The organism is Streptomyces sp. NBC_00400 (assembly GCF_036048035.1).
In the GTDB taxonomy this organism is placed as follows: domain Bacteria; phylum Actinomycetota; class Actinomycetes; order Streptomycetales; family Streptomycetaceae; genus Streptomyces.
The window spans coordinates 3,835,293-3,850,795 of record NZ_CP107940.1 but is presented as its reverse complement, the minus strand read 5'-3'; the positions used below and the strand labels follow the sequence as shown (position 1 = coordinate 3,850,795).

Here is a 15,503-nt window from a genome sequence, read left to right as displayed (position 1 = left end):
TTTTCATCCTGCGGGTGTACGGGTGGTGGAGTCGTGATGCGCCCGGGGGCGGCAGTCGCCGAAGCTCGTACGGAGCCTGGCGAGCAGTTCGGTGAGGTGTCCGACGTCGGTGTCGGTCCAGTCGTCCAGGTACCGGGCGAGCGTTGCGGTGTAGCGCTCGGCGAGCTCTTCCAGGAGCTGTGTGCCGCCCGGGGTCAGGCGCAGCAGCCGCGACCGCTTGTCCGCCGGATCGGGCTTCCGCTCGATCCAGCCGCGCTCGGCGGCATGGGCGACGTGCCGGCTGGTCACCGACATGTCGATGGCCAGCAGCTCGGCGAGCTGGCTCATCCGCATCTCACCGTGCCGGTCGAGAAGGGTGAGCACCCCGGCCGAAGCGGGCGGGCACTCCTGGGGCAGCATCCGCCCCATTTCGCGCTTGACGGCACCGATGGCGCTGAGCTGCCTGGCCAGTTCCTCGTACTGACTGTGGGCGGCCACGGGCTCATCCACCATCCCTCGCACATCGCATGCATCCACGATCTTTTGTTGCTTGGGGCAACCATAATCAAAGTTGGTTGCTGAAGGCAAACGAAATCGTCCAGGGTTGAAGTAAAGGGAACGAAAAGTCTGCGTGGGGGATCGGTCAATCGGGGTGACGTGGCGCGCAAAGATGCAGGTCGGCGGCCAGGTGAGGGGCCCCGGCCGATACCGGTCGGTAGCGGGACACCCCCAGACGACCCGCCCGCGCCCCCGTCCACGCCCCGTACCCGGCCCGACCCCGCTCCGTAGGCGGCCCCGCCGGCGCCCCATAGGCGCCCCAGGGGTGCCCCCCGGCCCCCGGTTCGCTAGGGTCCTTCCCCATGGCGACCAACCCGCAGAACCAGGCCGGCGGCAACTACGACCCGGCGGGCAGCACGCAGATGTTCCGCGCCTTCGTGGACGAGGGCGGCACCCCGCAGGCCGGCAGCCGCCGCGCCCCCGCCCCGCAGCAGTCCGCCGGCCCCCGTGTGGGCGTCATCGTCGGCGTGATCGTCGCGATCCTGGTCGTCGCGGGCGCGGCCTGGCTGGCGCTGTCGTAACCAGTCTCTTCGCGGCTGTCTTTACGCGTACGGCTGCTGTCGCGCGTAAGCCCGCCCTTACGTGCACGGGCCCGGCATCACGATGCCGGGCCCGTGGCATGTCCGCCCCCGGTCACGTCAGGCGTCCGCCCCTGCTCTCCGCGACCCGCAGTGCATCCCGCAGCGCTTCACACAGCCTGTGGACACAGAAGCGGAGCTCCCGGGCGGTCGCCTCCGCCGGTCCGTTCAGCAGATCGGCCGTGTGCCGCAGCAGTTCCTCGCCGGTGCCGAGTTGAGCCTCTTCCATGTCGTCGGCGAGCTGGGACAGATACCCGCCGCCCTCGTCGCTGGAGAGGTAACAGCGCTGCCCGTCCGGCCCGCTCCAGGGCAGCAGCCGCATCCCGCCGCTCATGAGGTGGCCGCCATCTCGCGTAGGAACGCCCGCTCGCACTGCGCCTGTTGGTGCTCGTGCGCGAGGAGGTAGGGGCGTACGAGGAGGCTGGCCTCGCCGTCGAGGGGGGACTCGGGGCGGCGGAGGGGAAGGGGTTGGTGGGGCGGGTGCTGTGGCCGGTAGGTGGCTGTGGGGGCGGTGTGGGTCCGGCGCTTCCCTAACCGGGCGAGCAGGCGGCGCATAGAGTTCTGCATGTCGACGCTCCTTGGACAGCGTTGGCCGTGCCCCGGGGGTGTTGGCGCACCCGCCGGGGCTTTGCGACATCAAGCCTAGTGCAGTCTGGTACCCCTTGGCACACCTTAGTACATCTCGCCTGGCATGGTGTGGCGTGCCTACCTTGTTCAGGTGATCGAATTTGCCCCGGACCGGCCTCGATGGCGACAGGTCGCCGACGTGATCCGTCAGCGCATCGCAGACGGCACCTACCAGCCCGGTACCCGTGTCCCGTCAGTGGTCGAGATGCTGGAGGAATTCGGCATCGCCACGACCACGGGCCAGAAGGTGCACCGCGGGCTGCGTTCCGAGGGGCTGATCTACACCGAATCCGGCATGGGCTCTTTCGTCGCGCGGAACGCCGCCGAAATCCTCAAAAAGGCGGCCCGGTCCTCCGACGACTCCTGACACCATGGAGTTCGACCCGACGTTGCCCAAGTGGAAGCAGATCGCCGACGTGGTCCGAGCGCGGATCGCGGACGGCACGTACCCGCCACGCCGGCTCATCTCCGAGGTGCGGATGGAGCAGGAGTTCGGCGTCGCGCGCGTGACCATTCGCAAGGCCACCGCCGCCCTCCGGGGAGAAGGGCTCATCGTCACCACACCCGGTATGGGCTCTTTCGTGACGCAGCGGCAACCGGACGCCTGACACGGCCCCGAGCACCCCTCACGGCTTCCTGGTCGCCGACGCAGGCCGCTGACGCTGCGAACTCCTGCAAGCCGGCTACATGATGGTCCTGGTCCACTCGCAGCCGTCGGGGTCCCATCGGATCAGCACCTTGCCGCCATCGCGAGAAGGTGCGGCAAGAGCCTCCAGATTGACACGGGTCAGGGCTTCCAAAGCTTCGTCAGGAAGCCCTGAAGGAACCTCGAATGTCAGCCGTCCGCCGCCTTCGTCGATGACCCTCAGGGTCTCCCCCTCGTCCACCACCGGTGGAGTACTCGATCCGGGATCGCGGACCCAGCGCGTCACCAGCCGACGGGCAGCCTCGAACGCGCTGTTCCCGGCTTGGGTCGCAAGCGCCTGCATGAAAGGGAGTACGGCTGCCGTGCCCACAGCAGTGATGACGACCTCGGCAAACGCAGACCCGGGGTTTCCGGGGCCGGTGGGCCCGATGTCTCCGTCTCGGGGTAAGTCTCTCTGTTCCTTCTTCGTCTCGGCTTCCGCTGCGTCGAGGAATGCGGTCGGCTCGACTGGTTCTACAGCCATCTTCCCCCCATCAGTTGGTCCTGCTTCTCTCGCAGCTTAACCAGCCCGCACCACACGATGGCGTGTCCTCTCCGTTCGATGTGCCGTCCGTCAGAGGGGCCCCGTCCCCACAGTGGTCGACAGGCCGGAGGAGTTCGGCATCGCCACCACCACGAGCCAGAAGGTGCACCCGGGCTGCGTTCCGAGGGACTGAGCTAGACACAGCTGAGGGGCCCACCGGGCGACGGCTGATACAGGTACCAGACCACGAAGAGCTGCAGTGCCACCAGCGGGATGTCGACGACGAGGGCGGCAATCGCGAGCTTGCCCGGCCGGCCGTCGCCCACCCATGTGTCGCGCCGCCGGGCGCGCCTGGCGAGCCACCAGAACAGCGCGAGTGTGAGTACCCCGCAAGCCGGCGCACCGTAGGCGCTGAGGTACATCTGCCAGGTCAGCGGCATGTCCCCGCAGTGTGCCCACTCCGCAGCGACATGCGCGTCGTCAGCCTTGCCGTAGGCAGTGAGACCGCCGAGCCCGAGCAGCGCGAACAGCGGGACCAGCAGGGGAGAGCGCCGGGCGCTGTTGGTTGAGGTGTCCGTCATCCGTACCCATCCGGGGGCGGGCAGCGCCAGGCCCTCAGCCCTCGCACATCGTCTTTCCGATGTCCGCGGCTGCCTCGGCGGCTTGCATATGGGTCACGACCACCATGCCGGCCGTCAGCAGGACCATGAGGCAAGCGAGGGCGAAGAAGAGCGTCGAAACCATGCTCTGCCAGCCGCGATGGGGGTCCTGCCCGGCGCGTCGCGCGGACCGGAACATCAACAGATGGACGGTCACGGCGAGGACGGCCGCTACCAGGCCGCCGTAAGCGACGGCGAAGTTCGTCCACGGCAGCAGCATGTAACGGCACGCCCTCGACTGGGAAGCGTAGTGTCCGTTGGAGAGTGAGACCGACCCGAAGAAGCCGACGATTGCCGCCGCCGAGAGCAACGGCACGGAGAGGATCATCATCTGCCGGCGTCCCGAAGGACGTGGTGCCGGCGTCGCGGGTTGTGGACTCGCTTCGGTCGTCACTGTCAGTACCAATCCGGGTGCGGGCGAACGATGCGGATTCTCTGCTGCCCTTCGGCCTTCTCCGTTGCCGGGAGCCGGCCCTGCAGACTCACGTTCTGGTAAGAGTCCTGGTGCTGGGTGTACTTGACCTCGCCGTCCGGCATCACGGCCGTGACGACGGCGGCGTGGTGGGTGTTGCCACGCTCGCTTTCGGCGTCGGGCCCTTGCTGCTCGTAGTAGATGATGTCGCCGGGACGCGCCTGGGACTGCGGGACTTCCTCCCCACCGTGCTTGAGCATGAAGTTCTGCTGGTTCTCGGCTCCGGCCCAGGTCTTGGAGTAGTACAGGCTTGCGTCGATCGCGTCGATGCCGATGCCGCCGGTGTTTCCCCAGGTGTCCTCGCCCCGGGCCCCTGACCAAGGGTCGATCTTCTTCTGCATGCCCGCGTGGTCGAGCGCCTGGGAGACGAAGTTGGTGCAGTTGTTCTCGAAGTGGATCGGGTCGTCCTTGTTCCAGTTGTCCAGCGCGTACTCCACCATCTTCACCCGGTCGAACTTCCCGTCCGTGCCGCGCATTTCGCGCTTCGAGCTCTCGGGAATGCCGTCGAGGTGCGCGAGTTTCACCGGCTCGGCCCGCATCATGTCGTACTGCTGCTTCTCGCTCAGGCCGTTCCACCAGGCGCGTACCGCACTCGGGTCGGTGTTCGCCTTCGGGATATCGGCGGCAAGCATGTCCATCTCGACATGCGAGGCGCGGTTCTGTTCCTTGAGGGCCTTGTCCGGGTCGCCGATACCGGTCATGCCCGCCAGGCGGTACAGCTCGGCGGATGTTTTCTCGTCCGCTTCCGTCGCCTGTCGCAGGGCCTGTTCGCACAGGGCGACGATGTCGTTGTAGGCCTGCTGCTTGTCCGCGCCCGCGTTCGGGGCGGGGCACTCCAGCGGCATCCCGTCATCGCCTATGGGCAGGTCGTGGGCCCGGGAGAGGTCGGTGATCTGGCATGCGAGGCTCATCGCCGTTTCCAGGCTGGTGTGCATGCCTTCCATGACCATTTTGACGCTGAGCAGCAGGTCGTACGCCGATTCCAGTTGATTCGCCAGCTTGACGAAATCGCCGGCCGCGGACGCGCCGACTTCGTCGGCCCAATTGTCGGCGAGGGGCTTGGCGCCCTGCTCGCGTACTTCATTCGCGGCGTTCAGCGCGTATTTCGCCAGTGCCGCCCAGTCGTCCGCGGCCTCTTTCCATTTCCGGGGGTGGGCGCTGATGAGTTCCGAGTATGTGACCACGGTCAGTGCCTCCCCAGGTCCTTCATGGCGGCCTCAGCCGTGCGACCGCTTCCTGGTCCGCGGCGTCGTAGCCGTCTGCGGAGTCCTGCAACCGCTGCCCCAGTTCGCCCATCCTCTTGGCGAGGTCGACCATGTGGTCCTGCCAGGCGTTGCGGCACGACATCGCGGCGTTTCCGGACTTCCAGAACATGGCGTCGTAGTAGACCTCCTGAGAGCTGTCGAGGACATGCGACAGCCGCCGCTGAGTGTCGCTCGACAAGGCCTTCATGTCGTCGCCGGTGCTGCGGACCTTCGCCGTGTCCACCCGTATGTCACCCACGGGTCCCCCGTTCCGTTTTCGCTTTCTCCGCATTGGTCCTGTGCATGACCAGTGCGCCTACCTGCACACCGTAGGAGAGGGTGAACGGGCCTGTGCGGAAGGGGCGTTCGGCAGGCGGTTCCGGAGGAAGCCGGGCAGATTGAACAAGGCGAACAGGCTGAACTCAGCGAACAGGCTGAACTCAGCGAACAGGCTGAACTCAGCGAACAGGCTGAACTCAGCCAACGGATTGAACGCTGCGAACGGGCCGGGCCTTCCCGGACGCCGGTTCTATGGTGTGTTCATGATCGATGAGCACAGCCCGCTCGCCCGCATCATCGAGCGGGTGCCGCCGCCCGCCGAAGCGGTCAACGGGCGCGGCGACTGGGCCGATACGGAGCGGACCCTGGGCACCCGGCTGCCGGACGACTACAAAAGGCTGGTCGAGACCTACGGCCGCGGTGACTTCTGGGGTGCACTGTGCCTGTGTACCCCGTTCGGCGACGACAACCCGGTCCGGCTCGAAACAAACCTGGTGGAGGACTTCGGCCCGCTGCGCGAGAGCTGGCCCGAGGAGTATCCCTATCCCTTCTTCCCGGAACCGGGCGGACTGCTCACCTGGGCGGTGACCGACGACTCGGCACAAGTGTGCTGGCTGACCGAGGGGCCGCCCGAGTCCTGGCCGGTGGTGATCTGGTCACGCGACAGCGACTACGAACGATTCGACTGCGGGGTCGCCGCGTTTCTCGACGGGTGGATCAACGGCCGCCTCAGCTCCGAACTCCTGCACCACGAGACGGATACCGCCCCCTGGTTCGATGCGGCGATCGAACGCGATCACGTCTACGTCCGGCTGGAGGAACCGGCGGAAGGGGAAGGGGAAGGGGCTCTCCTCCCCTACGCCGAGCGCCTGCGGATCCTGCGCGACGCGCTCGCTCCCACCGCGGACCGGGGTGGCTACGAGTACAACGGCAGGCGGCAAGACCACTTCGTCGTCACCGACACCGGCTGGCAGCTGACCTACGAGACGGCCTACGGGCATCAACTCCGCGTCGCGTTCCCGCCCGCCGAAAGCGAAGCGGCCCGCCGCGCGGTCCTCGCCGCCATCGACCGCATGGGGTGTGCCGTACAGTCCTTCGGCACCGTCCACGGCACGTCGTCCTGGGGTCCTTCTCCTGGCCCGTCAGCAGATCCTTCTCCTGGCCCGTCAGTCGGGTGACTCACGCGCCACACGGCCGGACGGCCCCTGCCCAGTCCTTGCGGGCGAGCAGGTGAACCTCCTGGAACTGCCGCCGGTCGGTGGGCTGGGGCTCGCGAACCATCCGGGCCACTTCGGCCAGCCCGGACGTGCGCAGCATCGCGGCAAGGTGATCGGGCGACCACCGGTAGGCCGGCGCGACCGCGTGATCGAAGACCTGTGTGGGGTGAGACGGATCCTCGCTTGCCCAAAAGCCGGCCAGAAGGTGGCCGCCAGGCGCCAGCACGCGGTGGAACTCCGCCAGGATGGCGGGGAGTTCTTGCGGCGGGGTGTGGATGAGGGACCAACGGGAGAGTATGCCGCCCAGCGTGCCGTCAGCGATGTCCAACTCGGCCATCGAGCCCACGTCGAACCGCAGGCCCGGATAGGCCTGGCGAGCCAACTTGATCATCGCAGCCGAGGTGTCCACACCGAACGCCGTCAGTCCCAGTTCGTCCAGATAGGCAGTGACATGGCCGGGCCCACACCCCAGGTCCGCGACCTGACCGTCCCCACTCGCACGTACGGCCTCGGCGAAGGCACCCAGGATCGCACGGTCCAGGGGACTGTCCCGCAGTGTGTCGCGGTACAGCTGTGCATAGGTGGAGGCGACGGCGTCGTAGGCCTCGCGGGTGGCACTGAGGGCATCGTGTTCGACCATGCGCGCGACAGTAGTTCCTGGCACTGACCGGCGCCGTCCGGCGCTGAGGCGAGCCGAGAGCATCGCGATTGCCGCTAAGAGCCCTTCCGAGAGCTCGACGCCCCGAGGCGTTCGGCTGCGCGGTGGGCCTCGGTCAGTACGCCGCCGAGGTCCGCGTACAGCAGCCGTCCGTTGCGCTTGACCGGGCGCCCGTCCACCAGGACCGTGTCGACATTCCCGGGGTGCGCGGCGGTCACCACCGCGCCGATCGGATCGTGTGTCACCGGGGCGAGGTTGAGCGCATCGGCGCGCAGCAGAATGAGGTCGGCGCGCTTGCCGATTCCCAGCGATCCCACCTCGTCGCCCAGGCCGAGGGCCGCGGCCCCTTCCGCGGTGGCCATGCGCAGCACATCGGCCGCCTTGATCGTGGGCGTTCCGGAAGCGGTGTCGCCGTCGAAGTGACTGCTCATCAAGGCGGCGCGCATCTGCGAGAACATATCGCCCGGCGCCGAGGTGACCGCGTCCGCGCCCAGCCCCGTGGTGATGCCCGCCCGGCGCAGCCGCCCCGCCATCGGCGCGCCGAACCGCATCGAGGCCTCGATCGCCGGCGTGATCGCCACCGCCCCGCCGGACTCGGCGATCAGCCGCAGCTCGGAGTCGGGCAGCGAGTTGCCGTGTACGTACAGGGTGCCGGCGGTGAGCAGGCCCTGTTCCTGAAGGGCGGCGATCGGCCGCTGTGCCACCGGGCCGGCCTGCACATGGACGGCGAGCGGCAGCGCCAGCTCGCGGGCGAGCAGCCAGTCCTCCCGCACGGCCTCCGGAGGAGTGAAAGAGGGGCCGACCGGGGCCAGGGCCATCGTGACCAGCGCCTCGCGCGACGGGAAGTGGTCGGTGCGGGCCTTGCGCACCCAGTCGGCCTGCCGGGCGGCCTCGTCGAAGACGGGATACCCGTAGCCGAAGACGGCACGGATCCCCGCTTCCGTCAGCGCCTCGACGGCGGCCGCGGTGTGCTCCGGCGTGTGCTGGACGTGGGAGAAGTCCTGAACGGTGGTGACCCCGGAGTCCAGGCACTCCAGCGCGCCGAGGAGGTTGCCGGTGTACACCTCGGCGGGCGTGCAGCGGGCGCCGAGGTCACCGAGAATCCGGCGGAGGTAGTGGTCGAGGCTCTCGTCGACCGCGGCGGACCGCAGCACCCCCTGCCACAGGTGCCGGTGGGTGTCGACGAAGCCGGGCAGCACGACCATCGTGCGGGCGTCGATCACCTCCAGGCCGGTATCGGTGTCGTCGAGGGGCAGGTCGGGGCCCACGGCGGCGATCCGGCCCTCCTCGACGAGGACATCGGTGTGCGGGCGGGCGAGGGGGTGGGGGGCGGTGTCGATGACCAGGCCACCGCGCAGGAGCAGGCGCGGCGTGTGGTGGCGCTCGATTCCCATGGCACGTCTCCCTCTGCACGTTCGGAAGAAAGCTTTATTGAAAGCTATCACGATAGTGATCGACTATCCTGTCGAGGTGACCGCGGCATCCGGACCAGGCCCCGACCCCGTCGACGCGCTGCTGAGCGCCTGGCGCACCGAGCTGCCGGATGTGCTGCGCCCGACGACGGAGCTGTCGAAGCGGATAACACAGCTCGCGGGCGCGCTGGACGCGGCCACCCGCGGTCTGCTGCCCGAACTCGGGCTGACCGTCGCCGAGTTCGACATCCTGGCGGCCCTGCGCAGGGCCGGTGAGCCGTACCGTATGAAGCCGAACGAACTGGTCCGCGCCCTGCTGCTGTCCTCCGGCGGCATCAGCAACGTGGTCAACCACCTCGCCGGCCGCGGACTCGTCCTCCGCGAGCCCTCACCGGACGACGGCCGGAGCACCATGATCCGGCTGACCCGGGAGGGGGTGCGCACCGCCGAGCGCGCCGTCCGCGCCCATGCCGACGCCCATGAGGCGGTATTCGCCGAGGCGTCCCCCGCGGCCGTGCATGCTGCCGCCCGGGCGCTGCGCGAGGTGGGCGTGGACCGAGCCCCCGCACCGCGCCCGCTACGGACGGGGCGCAAGCGCAGCCGGTCGTGAGGTGCCGGTGGCCCCGGACCGTGGCCGGCCCGGGGGCTCTCGTGACGTGTCACCGGAACCCGGAACCCGGAACCCGGAACCCGGCTCCCGGCTTGCGACCGTCCCCCCGCTTGCTTATGGCGCGCCCGGCTTGCTTCCGGCGCCCGGCTTGCGCCCGGCGCCCGCGTTACGCCTGATCCGCCGCCGCTTGGAGGGCGGCGACATCGATCTTCTTCATGCCGGGCATGGCCTTCATGGCGCGGGTCGCGCGCTCCTGGTCCGGGTCGCTCAGCAGCTCCGCCATGCCGCCGGGCGCGACCTGCCAGGACAGGCCGTACTTGTCCTTCAGCCAGCCGCAGGGGCCCTCCTCGCCGCCTTCGGAGAGCTTGGTCCAGTAGTAGTCGATCTCGTCCTGGCCGGCGCAGACGACCATCAGGGAGATCGCCTCGTCGAAGGTGAACTCGGGCCCGCCGTTGATCGCGGTGTACTGCTGGCCGTCGAGCTCGAACTCGACCGTCAGTACGGTCCCCGCAGGGCGCGGACCTGCCTCGTTGTAATAGGTGACGTTCTTGATCTTCGAGTTCGGGAATACCGAGCAGTAGAACTCCGCGGCTTCCTTGCCCTGGGTGTCGAACCAGAGGTTGGGGGTGATCTGGGGCATGGTCTTCCTCCTGCGACGAGGTCGCTGCCGGTGGCTGCGTCTGTGCCTCTTTAGACGGTCCCACCGGCCGGAACTCATCGCCCTTCGGGAAGGTCTCTCGCGTCGCCCGTCAGGGGCGATTTTCGGCCAGGCCCGAGAGTCGGCCCTCACTCCCCCCGGACCGGCCCTCACTTCCACCTGAAGGTGACGTCCTTGGTGTCGAGGTGCATCCCCAGCGGCACCCGCCAGCCGTCCACGCACACCCGCCAGGTGCCGGTCTGCCTCCTGCCCACGGCGAGCGGCAGCGGAAGGGGGTGGGTGGAGGTGAAGGTGGCCCAGTCGATGCCGAGGGCGCCGATGATGTGGGTGCCGAAGATGACGCTGCCGGCGGTGACGGGCCGGTCGCCGTTGTTGAGGAAGTCCACGGTGACCTTCTGGCACCAGCGGACGTCCGTGCCGGCGAGGGCGGGCTTGCCTATCAGGAGGCCGGCGGGAGCCCCTGGACCGGCCGGAATGGTGGGGGAAGGGGGCTCGGGGGCCGGGGAGCCGTGCGGCGGGGTGGAACCTCCGGGGCCGCCGGGGGAGTTGGGCGCGCCCGGTGAGTCCGGGGGCGTCGCGCCGTCGCCGTGACTGCCGTGACTGCCGTGGTCGCCAGGTGCGCCGGAGGGTGAGGTGGAGGAGTCGGAAGGGGTGCCGGATGCGCCGGGGCTGCCGTGAGCTCCTGCACCGCCGGCCTCGTCATCCTTGCCTGCTCCGGCGGGGGACTCCGGCGCGGTCCGCCCGGTGCGTGCCCGTCCGCTGCCACTGCCGCCGTCTCCGCCACCGCGGTCGTCGCCACGGTCGCCACCGTCCGCGCGGCCTCCGGCGCCGTCCAGCGGGGTCAGCTCGACACCGCCCTCGGGCGGTACGGCCCGGCTCGGCGCACGATCATCGGAGGGGCCTGCCGCACCCACCGCGGCATAGCCCTGATCGGCCGCGCTTCCGCAGCCGGTGAGCAGGGAACCCAGACACAGCACGGCCGCCGAGGCGGCGGCCACAGTCGTCGTCCGTCGCATCGGCACAGTGTTGCTGACGGTGCGTCAGGTGTACAGAGGCCGGTCGCACGGCCGTCGGCCGGCCAGGCCCTGGCTCTCTCGCGGCCGGGCGGGCGCACCTCGCGCCACGCCCCCGCCATTCCTCCCTGCGTCCTTGCAACTGTCCGCCGAGCGGCACCAAGCGCTGTGCGGCCCCTCGGCGGACCGTTCCTCAGTCGGAGATCAGGCCCTCGCGCAGCTGCGCCAGGGTGCGGGTGAGCAGCCGGGAGACGTGCATCTGGGAGATGCCGACCTCCTCGCCGATCTGGGACTGCGTCATGTTGGCGAAGAAGCGCAGCATGATGATCTGGCGCTCGCGGGCCGGGAGTTTGGCCAGCAGGGGCTTGAGCGATTCGCGGTACTCCACGCCTTCCAGAGCGGAGTCCTCGTAGCCGAGGCGGTCCGCGAGGGAGCCCTCGCCGCCGTCGTCCTCGGGAGAGGGGGAGTCGAGCGAGGAGGCGGTGTACGCATTGCCGACGGCCAGGCCGTCGACGACGTCCTCCTCCGACACCCCCAGGCACAGGGCCAGTTCGGGGACGGTCGGCGAGCGGTCCAGCTTCTGGGAGAGCTCGTCGCTGGCCTTGGTGAGGGCGAGCCGGAGCTCCTGGAGCCGGCGCGGAACGCGTACCGACCACGACGTGTCACGGAAGAAGCGCTTGATCTCGCCGACCACGGTCGGCATCGCGAACGTCGGGAATTCCACGCCGCGTTCGCAGTCGAAACGGTCGATCGCCTTGATCAGGCCGATGGTGCCGACCTGGACGATGTCCTCCATCGGCTCGTTGCGACTGCGGAAGCGAGCGGCCGCATAGCGGACGAGCGGGAGGTTCAGCTCGATGAGCGTGTCACGGACGTAGGTGCGTTCCGCGCAGTCCTTGTCGAGCGAGGCCAGCCGCAGGAACAGGGAGCGGGAGAGCGTGCGGGTGTTGATGGCGTCGTCGTCATGCACGTGTGGTGCGGGCGCGGGAATCGCGGGAAGCACCTTCGAGCTGCCCAGTTCTACGGACATGCCACCCCCTTGAGGTCGCGGTCGGGTCGCTGTGGCGTCCTCGGGCCGGGGCGGACCGAGGAGTGATGCCTCCACCTGAATACCGGAGGCAGCGCTACGGCAAACGCGGTTCCTGCAGAATGTCACATGTCGGCAACACGCTGTAGCGCCTTGTCGACATATCTGTGCAGGATCGGGTCGCTCGTCCCGGCTACGCGTCGATCCTGTTTGCGGATCGCAGTCGGGCGAAGCTCCGCGACAGTAGCCGCGAGACATGCATCTGCGACACCCCTAGCTCCGCACTGATCTGTGACTGCGTCAGATTGCTGTAGTAACGCAGCAGAAGGATCCGCTGCTCGCGTTCGGGCAGCTGGACGAGAAGGTGCCGTACGAGGTCGCGGTGCTCGACACCGGCCAGCTCCGGGTCCTCGTATCCGAGGCGGTCCAGCAGGCCGGGCAGGCCGTCCCCTTCCTGGGCGGCCTCCAGCGAGGTGGCGTGATAGGAGCGGCCGGCCTCCAGGCAGGCCAGCACCTCGTCCTCGCCGATCTTGAGCCGTTCGGCGATCTCGGCGGTGGTGGGGGAGCGGCCGTGCAGCACCGTCAGATCCTCGGTCGCGCCGTTGACCTGCACCCAGAGCTCATGGAGGCGGCGCGGTACATGGACCGTGCGGACATTGTCTCGAAAGTAGCGTTTGATCTCGCCGACAACGGTGGGCATGGCGAAGGTGGGGAACTGGACGCCCCGGTCCGGATCGAATCGGTCGATGGCATTGATCAAGCCGATGGTGCCGACCTGGATGACGTCCTCCATCGGCTCATTACGGCTGCGGAAGCGGGCCGCGGCATAGCGGACCAGCGGCAGATTGGCTTCGATCAGTGCGGCCCGGACCCGGGTGTGCTCGGGGGTGCCGGGCTCCAGGTCCGTCAACTCCGCGAACAGCACCTGCGTGAGCGCCCGCGTGTCCGCGCTTCGGCTCTCGCGGGATGGAGCCTTGGGCGCAGTACGGGCCGTCACGGTCACGCCACCCTTCACAGTGCATGTATCCGGCAAAAGCGGTCATAGCATCACAAGACATGTGCACTGTGTGCAAGCACCCCATAACGCCGTGTTGAACAGAGAGTTGGGGTGAGTGCGGGGCGGCCGGGAGGCGGGTGGGCGGCGGTGGGCGCCCGGGGGTACGGCGAAGCCCCCCGCCCGGAGGGGGCGGGGGGCTTCGCGAGATGAGGTGCGGGGGTGCCGGGGCTCAGAATTCGTAGTCGGCGATCACCCAGGTGGCGAATTCGCGCCACTGTGCGGCGGCCGCCTGGTGGGCCGGGTGCTCGATATAGCGCTTGAGGGCGTCCGTGTCGGCCACGGCGGAGTTGATCGCGAAGTCGTAGGCGATCGGGCGGTCGGTGATGTTCCAGCCGTACTCCCAGAACGTCAGTTCCGGAATCTGGCCCTCCAGTGCCTCGAAGGCGCGGAAGCCGGCCTGCACCCGCTCCTCGTCGCGGGAGACACCTTCATTGAGCTTGAACAGGACCAGGTGGCGGATCACTGGGGCCTCCGTACGGCGGGCGGGGCGCAGCCGGTCCGGTGGGCCGGCTGGCCGGGGCTGGGGCTGGGGCGCCGGCCGATCGCGGACCGGTCCGGTGCTTCGGGCGGCTCCAGGGCCCGCCGGTCGGACCGGGCAACCCCTACTTGATCAGCTGCGTCATGAACTCGCCGACGCCCTGGGCGGCGGACGAGATGCCCTCGAAGCCTATCTGCACCATTTCGGCGGCCCGCTGAGGGGAGGTGATGATCGTGTACAGCACGAAGACGATGACCATGTACAACGCGATCTTCTTCGCCTGCGCCATCAGTCCCGTCTCCCCTACGCAGTCCCCTACGGCAGTACCTGCACTTCCCGGCAGTCGGGCGAGTGTAACCACACGTGTTCGATCGCGGGAGTCGAGCCCACGGGTCCGCTGCAACCGCCCGCCGGCCGCACCCCCGCACTGCACCACTGATCCGGACTTTATGGACCAAAGGCCCACCAAAGGAGGGCTTTTGCCTGCCTGTTGGGACAGGTCCCCCACGGCACCATGAGTGAGGTGGCCCGGTGGATCCGGCAGGAATCCACGGGCCCGGGACCAGGGCCTCGCTGCGGGGCCCGCGCCCTCACCGTCCTCGTGACGGCGGCGCGGGCTCGGGGTTCGGTCCGCACCGGGCGAGTGGTTGTCCCTTACACCGCTCCCGCCCGGACAGGAGCCCCGCCTCCGAGCCGTCCCTGGATGCCACGGGGGATCCCAGGACACGGCACGGTGGCGGGGCTCCGTCGTGCATCTGCAACCGCGCGCGCGGCCCCCGCGTCTCCCACCCCGTATGCATCATGCGAGTCGTACGGCGAGTCGTCCGGGTCGTACGAGGTGTACGCCCCGGACACCCGCGGACGTCATACGGCTCGGAGCGCCTGGTCGGCACGCGGCACACGGCATGCATCATGTACGCGACACAACGGAGCGCGGCAGCGCGCCGCGAGCCGCGGCGTGCGGCCGTGCGGGACGACGAAAGGAACACAGGCTCCAACGATGAAGATCGACTGGGACCGGCGTACCTGCGCGCGCCGCGGGCACATCACCTACCTCCCGCACGAGGAACACCTCCGGGACAAACTGCGCGCGGATACCGCTCTCGGCGAGGCCTGGCGCTGTCTGCGCTGCGGCGACTTCGCCCTCGGCGACCCGCACGGCTCCGGCCCGGCGGCCGATGCCCCGCTGGTCCCACGGGGCAAGGTCCTGCGCGATCTGTTCATCCTGCGGTTCCTGGCCGTCGAGCGTGCGGTGCGCGGCGTGTTCATCGTGCTGGCCGCGGTCGGCGTATGGCAGTTCAGCAACCGCAAGGACGCCGTCCGCCGGTTCTTCGACGAGTACATCGCCGTGCTCCGCCCGGTGGCCCGGCACTTCCACTACGACCTGGACAACTCGCCGGTCGTCGGCACCATCCAGAAGACCTTCGGCTACCGCCACTCCACCTTGATGCTGGTGGCCGGGCTGCTGCTGGTGTACGCCCTGGTGGAGATCGTCGAGGGCGTCGGCCTCTGGCGCGCCAAGCGGTGGGCGGAGTATCTGACGGTGGTGGCGACGGCGGCCTTCCTGCCGCTGGAGATCTACGAGCTGACCGAGAAGGTCAGCTGGCTCAAGATCGCCACGCTGGTGATCAACATCCTGGCGGTGCTCTACATCCTGCTCACCAAGCGGCTCTTCGGGCTGCGCGGCGGCCGCGCGGCCTTCGACGAGGAGCGGCACAGCGCCTCTCTTCTGGAGGTCGAGACTTCCGCCGGAGTGTCCGTCACCGCCCATAATGGCTGAACGCTCGATCCAAGGGGGAAACGAAGAA

General features: G+C 68.9%; 23 protein-coding genes. 6 read left to right on the top strand and 17 right to left on the bottom strand.

The features are described from left to right. Positions 1–3: 3 nt before the first annotated feature. Positions 4–492, bottom strand: a complete 489-nt coding sequence (locus OHS81_RS16700; protein WP_443058713.1) for a MarR family winged helix-turn-helix transcriptional regulator — start codon at positions 490–492, stop codon at positions 4–6. Positions 493–839: 347 nt separating this feature from the next. On the opposite strand from OHS81_RS16700, the gene OHS81_RS16695 reads away from it, so the two are divergent. After that, the gene (locus tag OHS81_RS16695) at positions 840–1,058 is read left to right on the top strand and encodes a hypothetical protein (protein ID WP_128509230.1); all 219 of its coding nucleotides are present in this window, start codon (positions 840–842) and stop codon (positions 1,056–1,058) included. A gap of 112 nt (positions 1,059–1,170) precedes the next feature. Here OHS81_RS16695 and OHS81_RS16690 read toward each other — a convergent pair whose 3' ends face one another. Both OHS81_RS16690 and OHS81_RS16685 read right to left on the bottom strand, forming a co-directional pair. Then, positions 1,171–1,449, bottom strand: coding sequence for a hypothetical protein (locus tag OHS81_RS16690; RefSeq protein ID WP_328385548.1), 279 nt, complete (start codon positions 1,447–1,449; stop codon positions 1,171–1,173). Continuing rightward, positions 1,446–1,682, bottom strand: a complete 237-nt coding sequence (locus OHS81_RS16685) for a hypothetical protein (RefSeq protein WP_328385547.1) — start codon at positions 1,680–1,682, stop codon at positions 1,446–1,448. Before OHS81_RS16685 ends, OHS81_RS16690 begins: the two co-directional genes overlap by 4 nt. 151 nt (positions 1,683–1,833) lie before the next feature. On the opposite strand from OHS81_RS16685, the gene OHS81_RS16680 reads away from it, so the two are divergent. Both OHS81_RS16680 and OHS81_RS16675 read left to right on the top strand, forming a co-directional pair. Continuing rightward, a complete protein-coding gene (locus tag OHS81_RS16680) occupies positions 1,834–2,109 on the top strand; it encodes a GntR family transcriptional regulator (RefSeq protein WP_328385546.1) in 276 nt (91 codons plus the stop codon). 4 nt (positions 2,110–2,113) lie between these two features. After that, positions 2,114–2,350 (top strand): GntR family transcriptional regulator, encoded by a 237-nt coding sequence (locus OHS81_RS16675; RefSeq protein ID WP_328385545.1) that lies wholly within the window; start codon positions 2,114–2,116, stop codon positions 2,348–2,350. Between the two features lie 75 nt (positions 2,351–2,425). Here OHS81_RS16675 and OHS81_RS16670 read toward each other — a convergent pair whose 3' ends face one another. From OHS81_RS16670 to OHS81_RS16645, 6 genes are all read right to left on the bottom strand, one after another. Beyond that, positions 2,426–2,911, bottom strand: a complete 486-nt coding sequence (locus tag OHS81_RS16670; protein WP_328385544.1) for a hypothetical protein — start codon at positions 2,909–2,911, stop codon at positions 2,426–2,428. Positions 2,912–3,105: 194 nt separating this feature from the next. After that, positions 3,106–3,492, bottom strand: coding sequence for a hypothetical protein (locus tag OHS81_RS16665; RefSeq protein ID WP_328385543.1), 387 nt, complete (start codon positions 3,490–3,492; stop codon positions 3,106–3,108). Positions 3,493–3,526: 34 nt separating this feature from the next. Continuing rightward, entirely contained in the window at positions 3,527–3,901 is a 375-nt protein-coding gene (locus OHS81_RS16660) for a hypothetical protein (protein WP_328385542.1), read from the bottom strand. Between the two features lie 65 nt (positions 3,902–3,966). Further along, positions 3,967–5,226 carry an amidase domain-containing protein gene (locus OHS81_RS16655; RefSeq protein ID WP_328385541.1) on the bottom strand — a complete coding sequence of 420 codons (1,260 nt, stop codon included), beginning with the start codon at positions 5,224–5,226 and terminating at the stop codon, positions 3,967–3,969. A gap of 22 nt (positions 5,227–5,248) precedes the next feature. Beyond that, a complete protein-coding gene (locus OHS81_RS16650) occupies positions 5,249–5,545 on the bottom strand; it encodes a WXG100 family type VII secretion target (RefSeq protein WP_328385540.1) in 297 nt (98 codons plus the stop codon). Positions 5,546–5,602: 57 nt separating this feature from the next. Then, positions 5,603–5,770 (bottom strand): hypothetical protein, encoded by a 168-nt coding sequence (locus OHS81_RS16645; RefSeq protein ID WP_328385539.1) that lies wholly within the window; start codon positions 5,768–5,770, stop codon positions 5,603–5,605. 58 nt (positions 5,771–5,828) lie between these two features. Between OHS81_RS16645 and OHS81_RS16640 the strand changes: the two genes are divergently transcribed. After that, positions 5,829–6,743 carry an SMI1/KNR4 family protein gene (locus tag OHS81_RS16640; RefSeq protein WP_328385538.1) on the top strand — a complete coding sequence of 305 codons (915 nt, stop codon included), beginning with the start codon at positions 5,829–5,831 and terminating at the stop codon, positions 6,741–6,743. Position 6,744: 1 nt separating this feature from the next. Here OHS81_RS16640 and OHS81_RS16635 read toward each other — a convergent pair whose 3' ends face one another. Beyond that, positions 6,745–7,422: a class I SAM-dependent methyltransferase gene (locus OHS81_RS16635; RefSeq protein ID WP_328385537.1), complete on the bottom strand. Its 678-nt coding sequence runs from the start codon at positions 7,420–7,422 to the stop codon at positions 6,745–6,747. 74 nt (positions 7,423–7,496) lie between these two features. After that, a complete protein-coding gene (locus OHS81_RS16630; RefSeq protein ID WP_328385536.1) occupies positions 7,497–8,834 on the bottom strand; it encodes an amidohydrolase family protein in 1,338 nt (445 codons plus the stop codon). A 76-nt stretch (positions 8,835–8,910) separates the two neighbouring features. Here OHS81_RS16630 and OHS81_RS16625 point away from each other — a divergent pair, with 76 nt between their 5' ends. Then, positions 8,911–9,462: a MarR family winged helix-turn-helix transcriptional regulator gene (locus OHS81_RS16625; protein WP_328385535.1), complete on the top strand. Its 552-nt coding sequence runs from the start codon at positions 8,911–8,913 to the stop codon at positions 9,460–9,462. 166 nt (positions 9,463–9,628) lie between these two features. Here OHS81_RS16625 and OHS81_RS16620 read toward each other — a convergent pair whose 3' ends face one another. From OHS81_RS16620 to OHS81_RS16595, 6 genes are all read right to left on the bottom strand, one after another. After that, complete coding sequence (locus OHS81_RS16620; protein WP_328385534.1) at positions 9,629–10,102, bottom strand: VOC family protein; 474 nt, start codon at positions 10,100–10,102, stop codon at positions 9,629–9,631. Positions 10,103–10,269: 167 nt separating this feature from the next. Then, on the bottom strand, positions 10,270–11,136 hold the full coding sequence (locus OHS81_RS16615) for a hypothetical protein (protein ID WP_328385533.1): 867 nt from the start codon (positions 11,134–11,136) through the stop codon (positions 10,270–10,272). 190 nt (positions 11,137–11,326) lie between these two features. Beyond that, positions 11,327–12,163, bottom strand: a complete 837-nt coding sequence (locus tag OHS81_RS16610) for an RNA polymerase sigma factor SigF (protein WP_026169669.1) — start codon at positions 12,161–12,163, stop codon at positions 11,327–11,329. A gap of 190 nt (positions 12,164–12,353) precedes the next feature. After that, positions 12,354–13,163, bottom strand: a complete 810-nt coding sequence (locus OHS81_RS16605) for an RNA polymerase sigma factor SigF (RefSeq protein WP_026169670.1) — start codon at positions 13,161–13,163, stop codon at positions 12,354–12,356. Between the two features lie 223 nt (positions 13,164–13,386). Then, entirely contained in the window at positions 13,387–13,680 is a 294-nt protein-coding gene (locus tag OHS81_RS16600) for a Dabb family protein (RefSeq protein WP_328385532.1), read from the bottom strand. A 139-nt stretch (positions 13,681–13,819) separates the two neighbouring features. After that, positions 13,820–13,984 carry a hypothetical protein gene (locus OHS81_RS16595; RefSeq protein ID WP_164993001.1) on the bottom strand — a complete coding sequence of 55 codons (165 nt, stop codon included), beginning with the start codon at positions 13,982–13,984 and terminating at the stop codon, positions 13,820–13,822. A gap of 711 nt (positions 13,985–14,695) precedes the next feature. Here OHS81_RS16595 and OHS81_RS16590 point away from each other — a divergent pair. Beyond that, positions 14,696–15,475: a DUF2127 domain-containing protein gene (locus OHS81_RS16590; protein WP_328385531.1), complete on the top strand. Its 780-nt coding sequence runs from the start codon at positions 14,696–14,698 to the stop codon at positions 15,473–15,475. Positions 15,476–15,503: the final 28 nt, after the last annotated feature.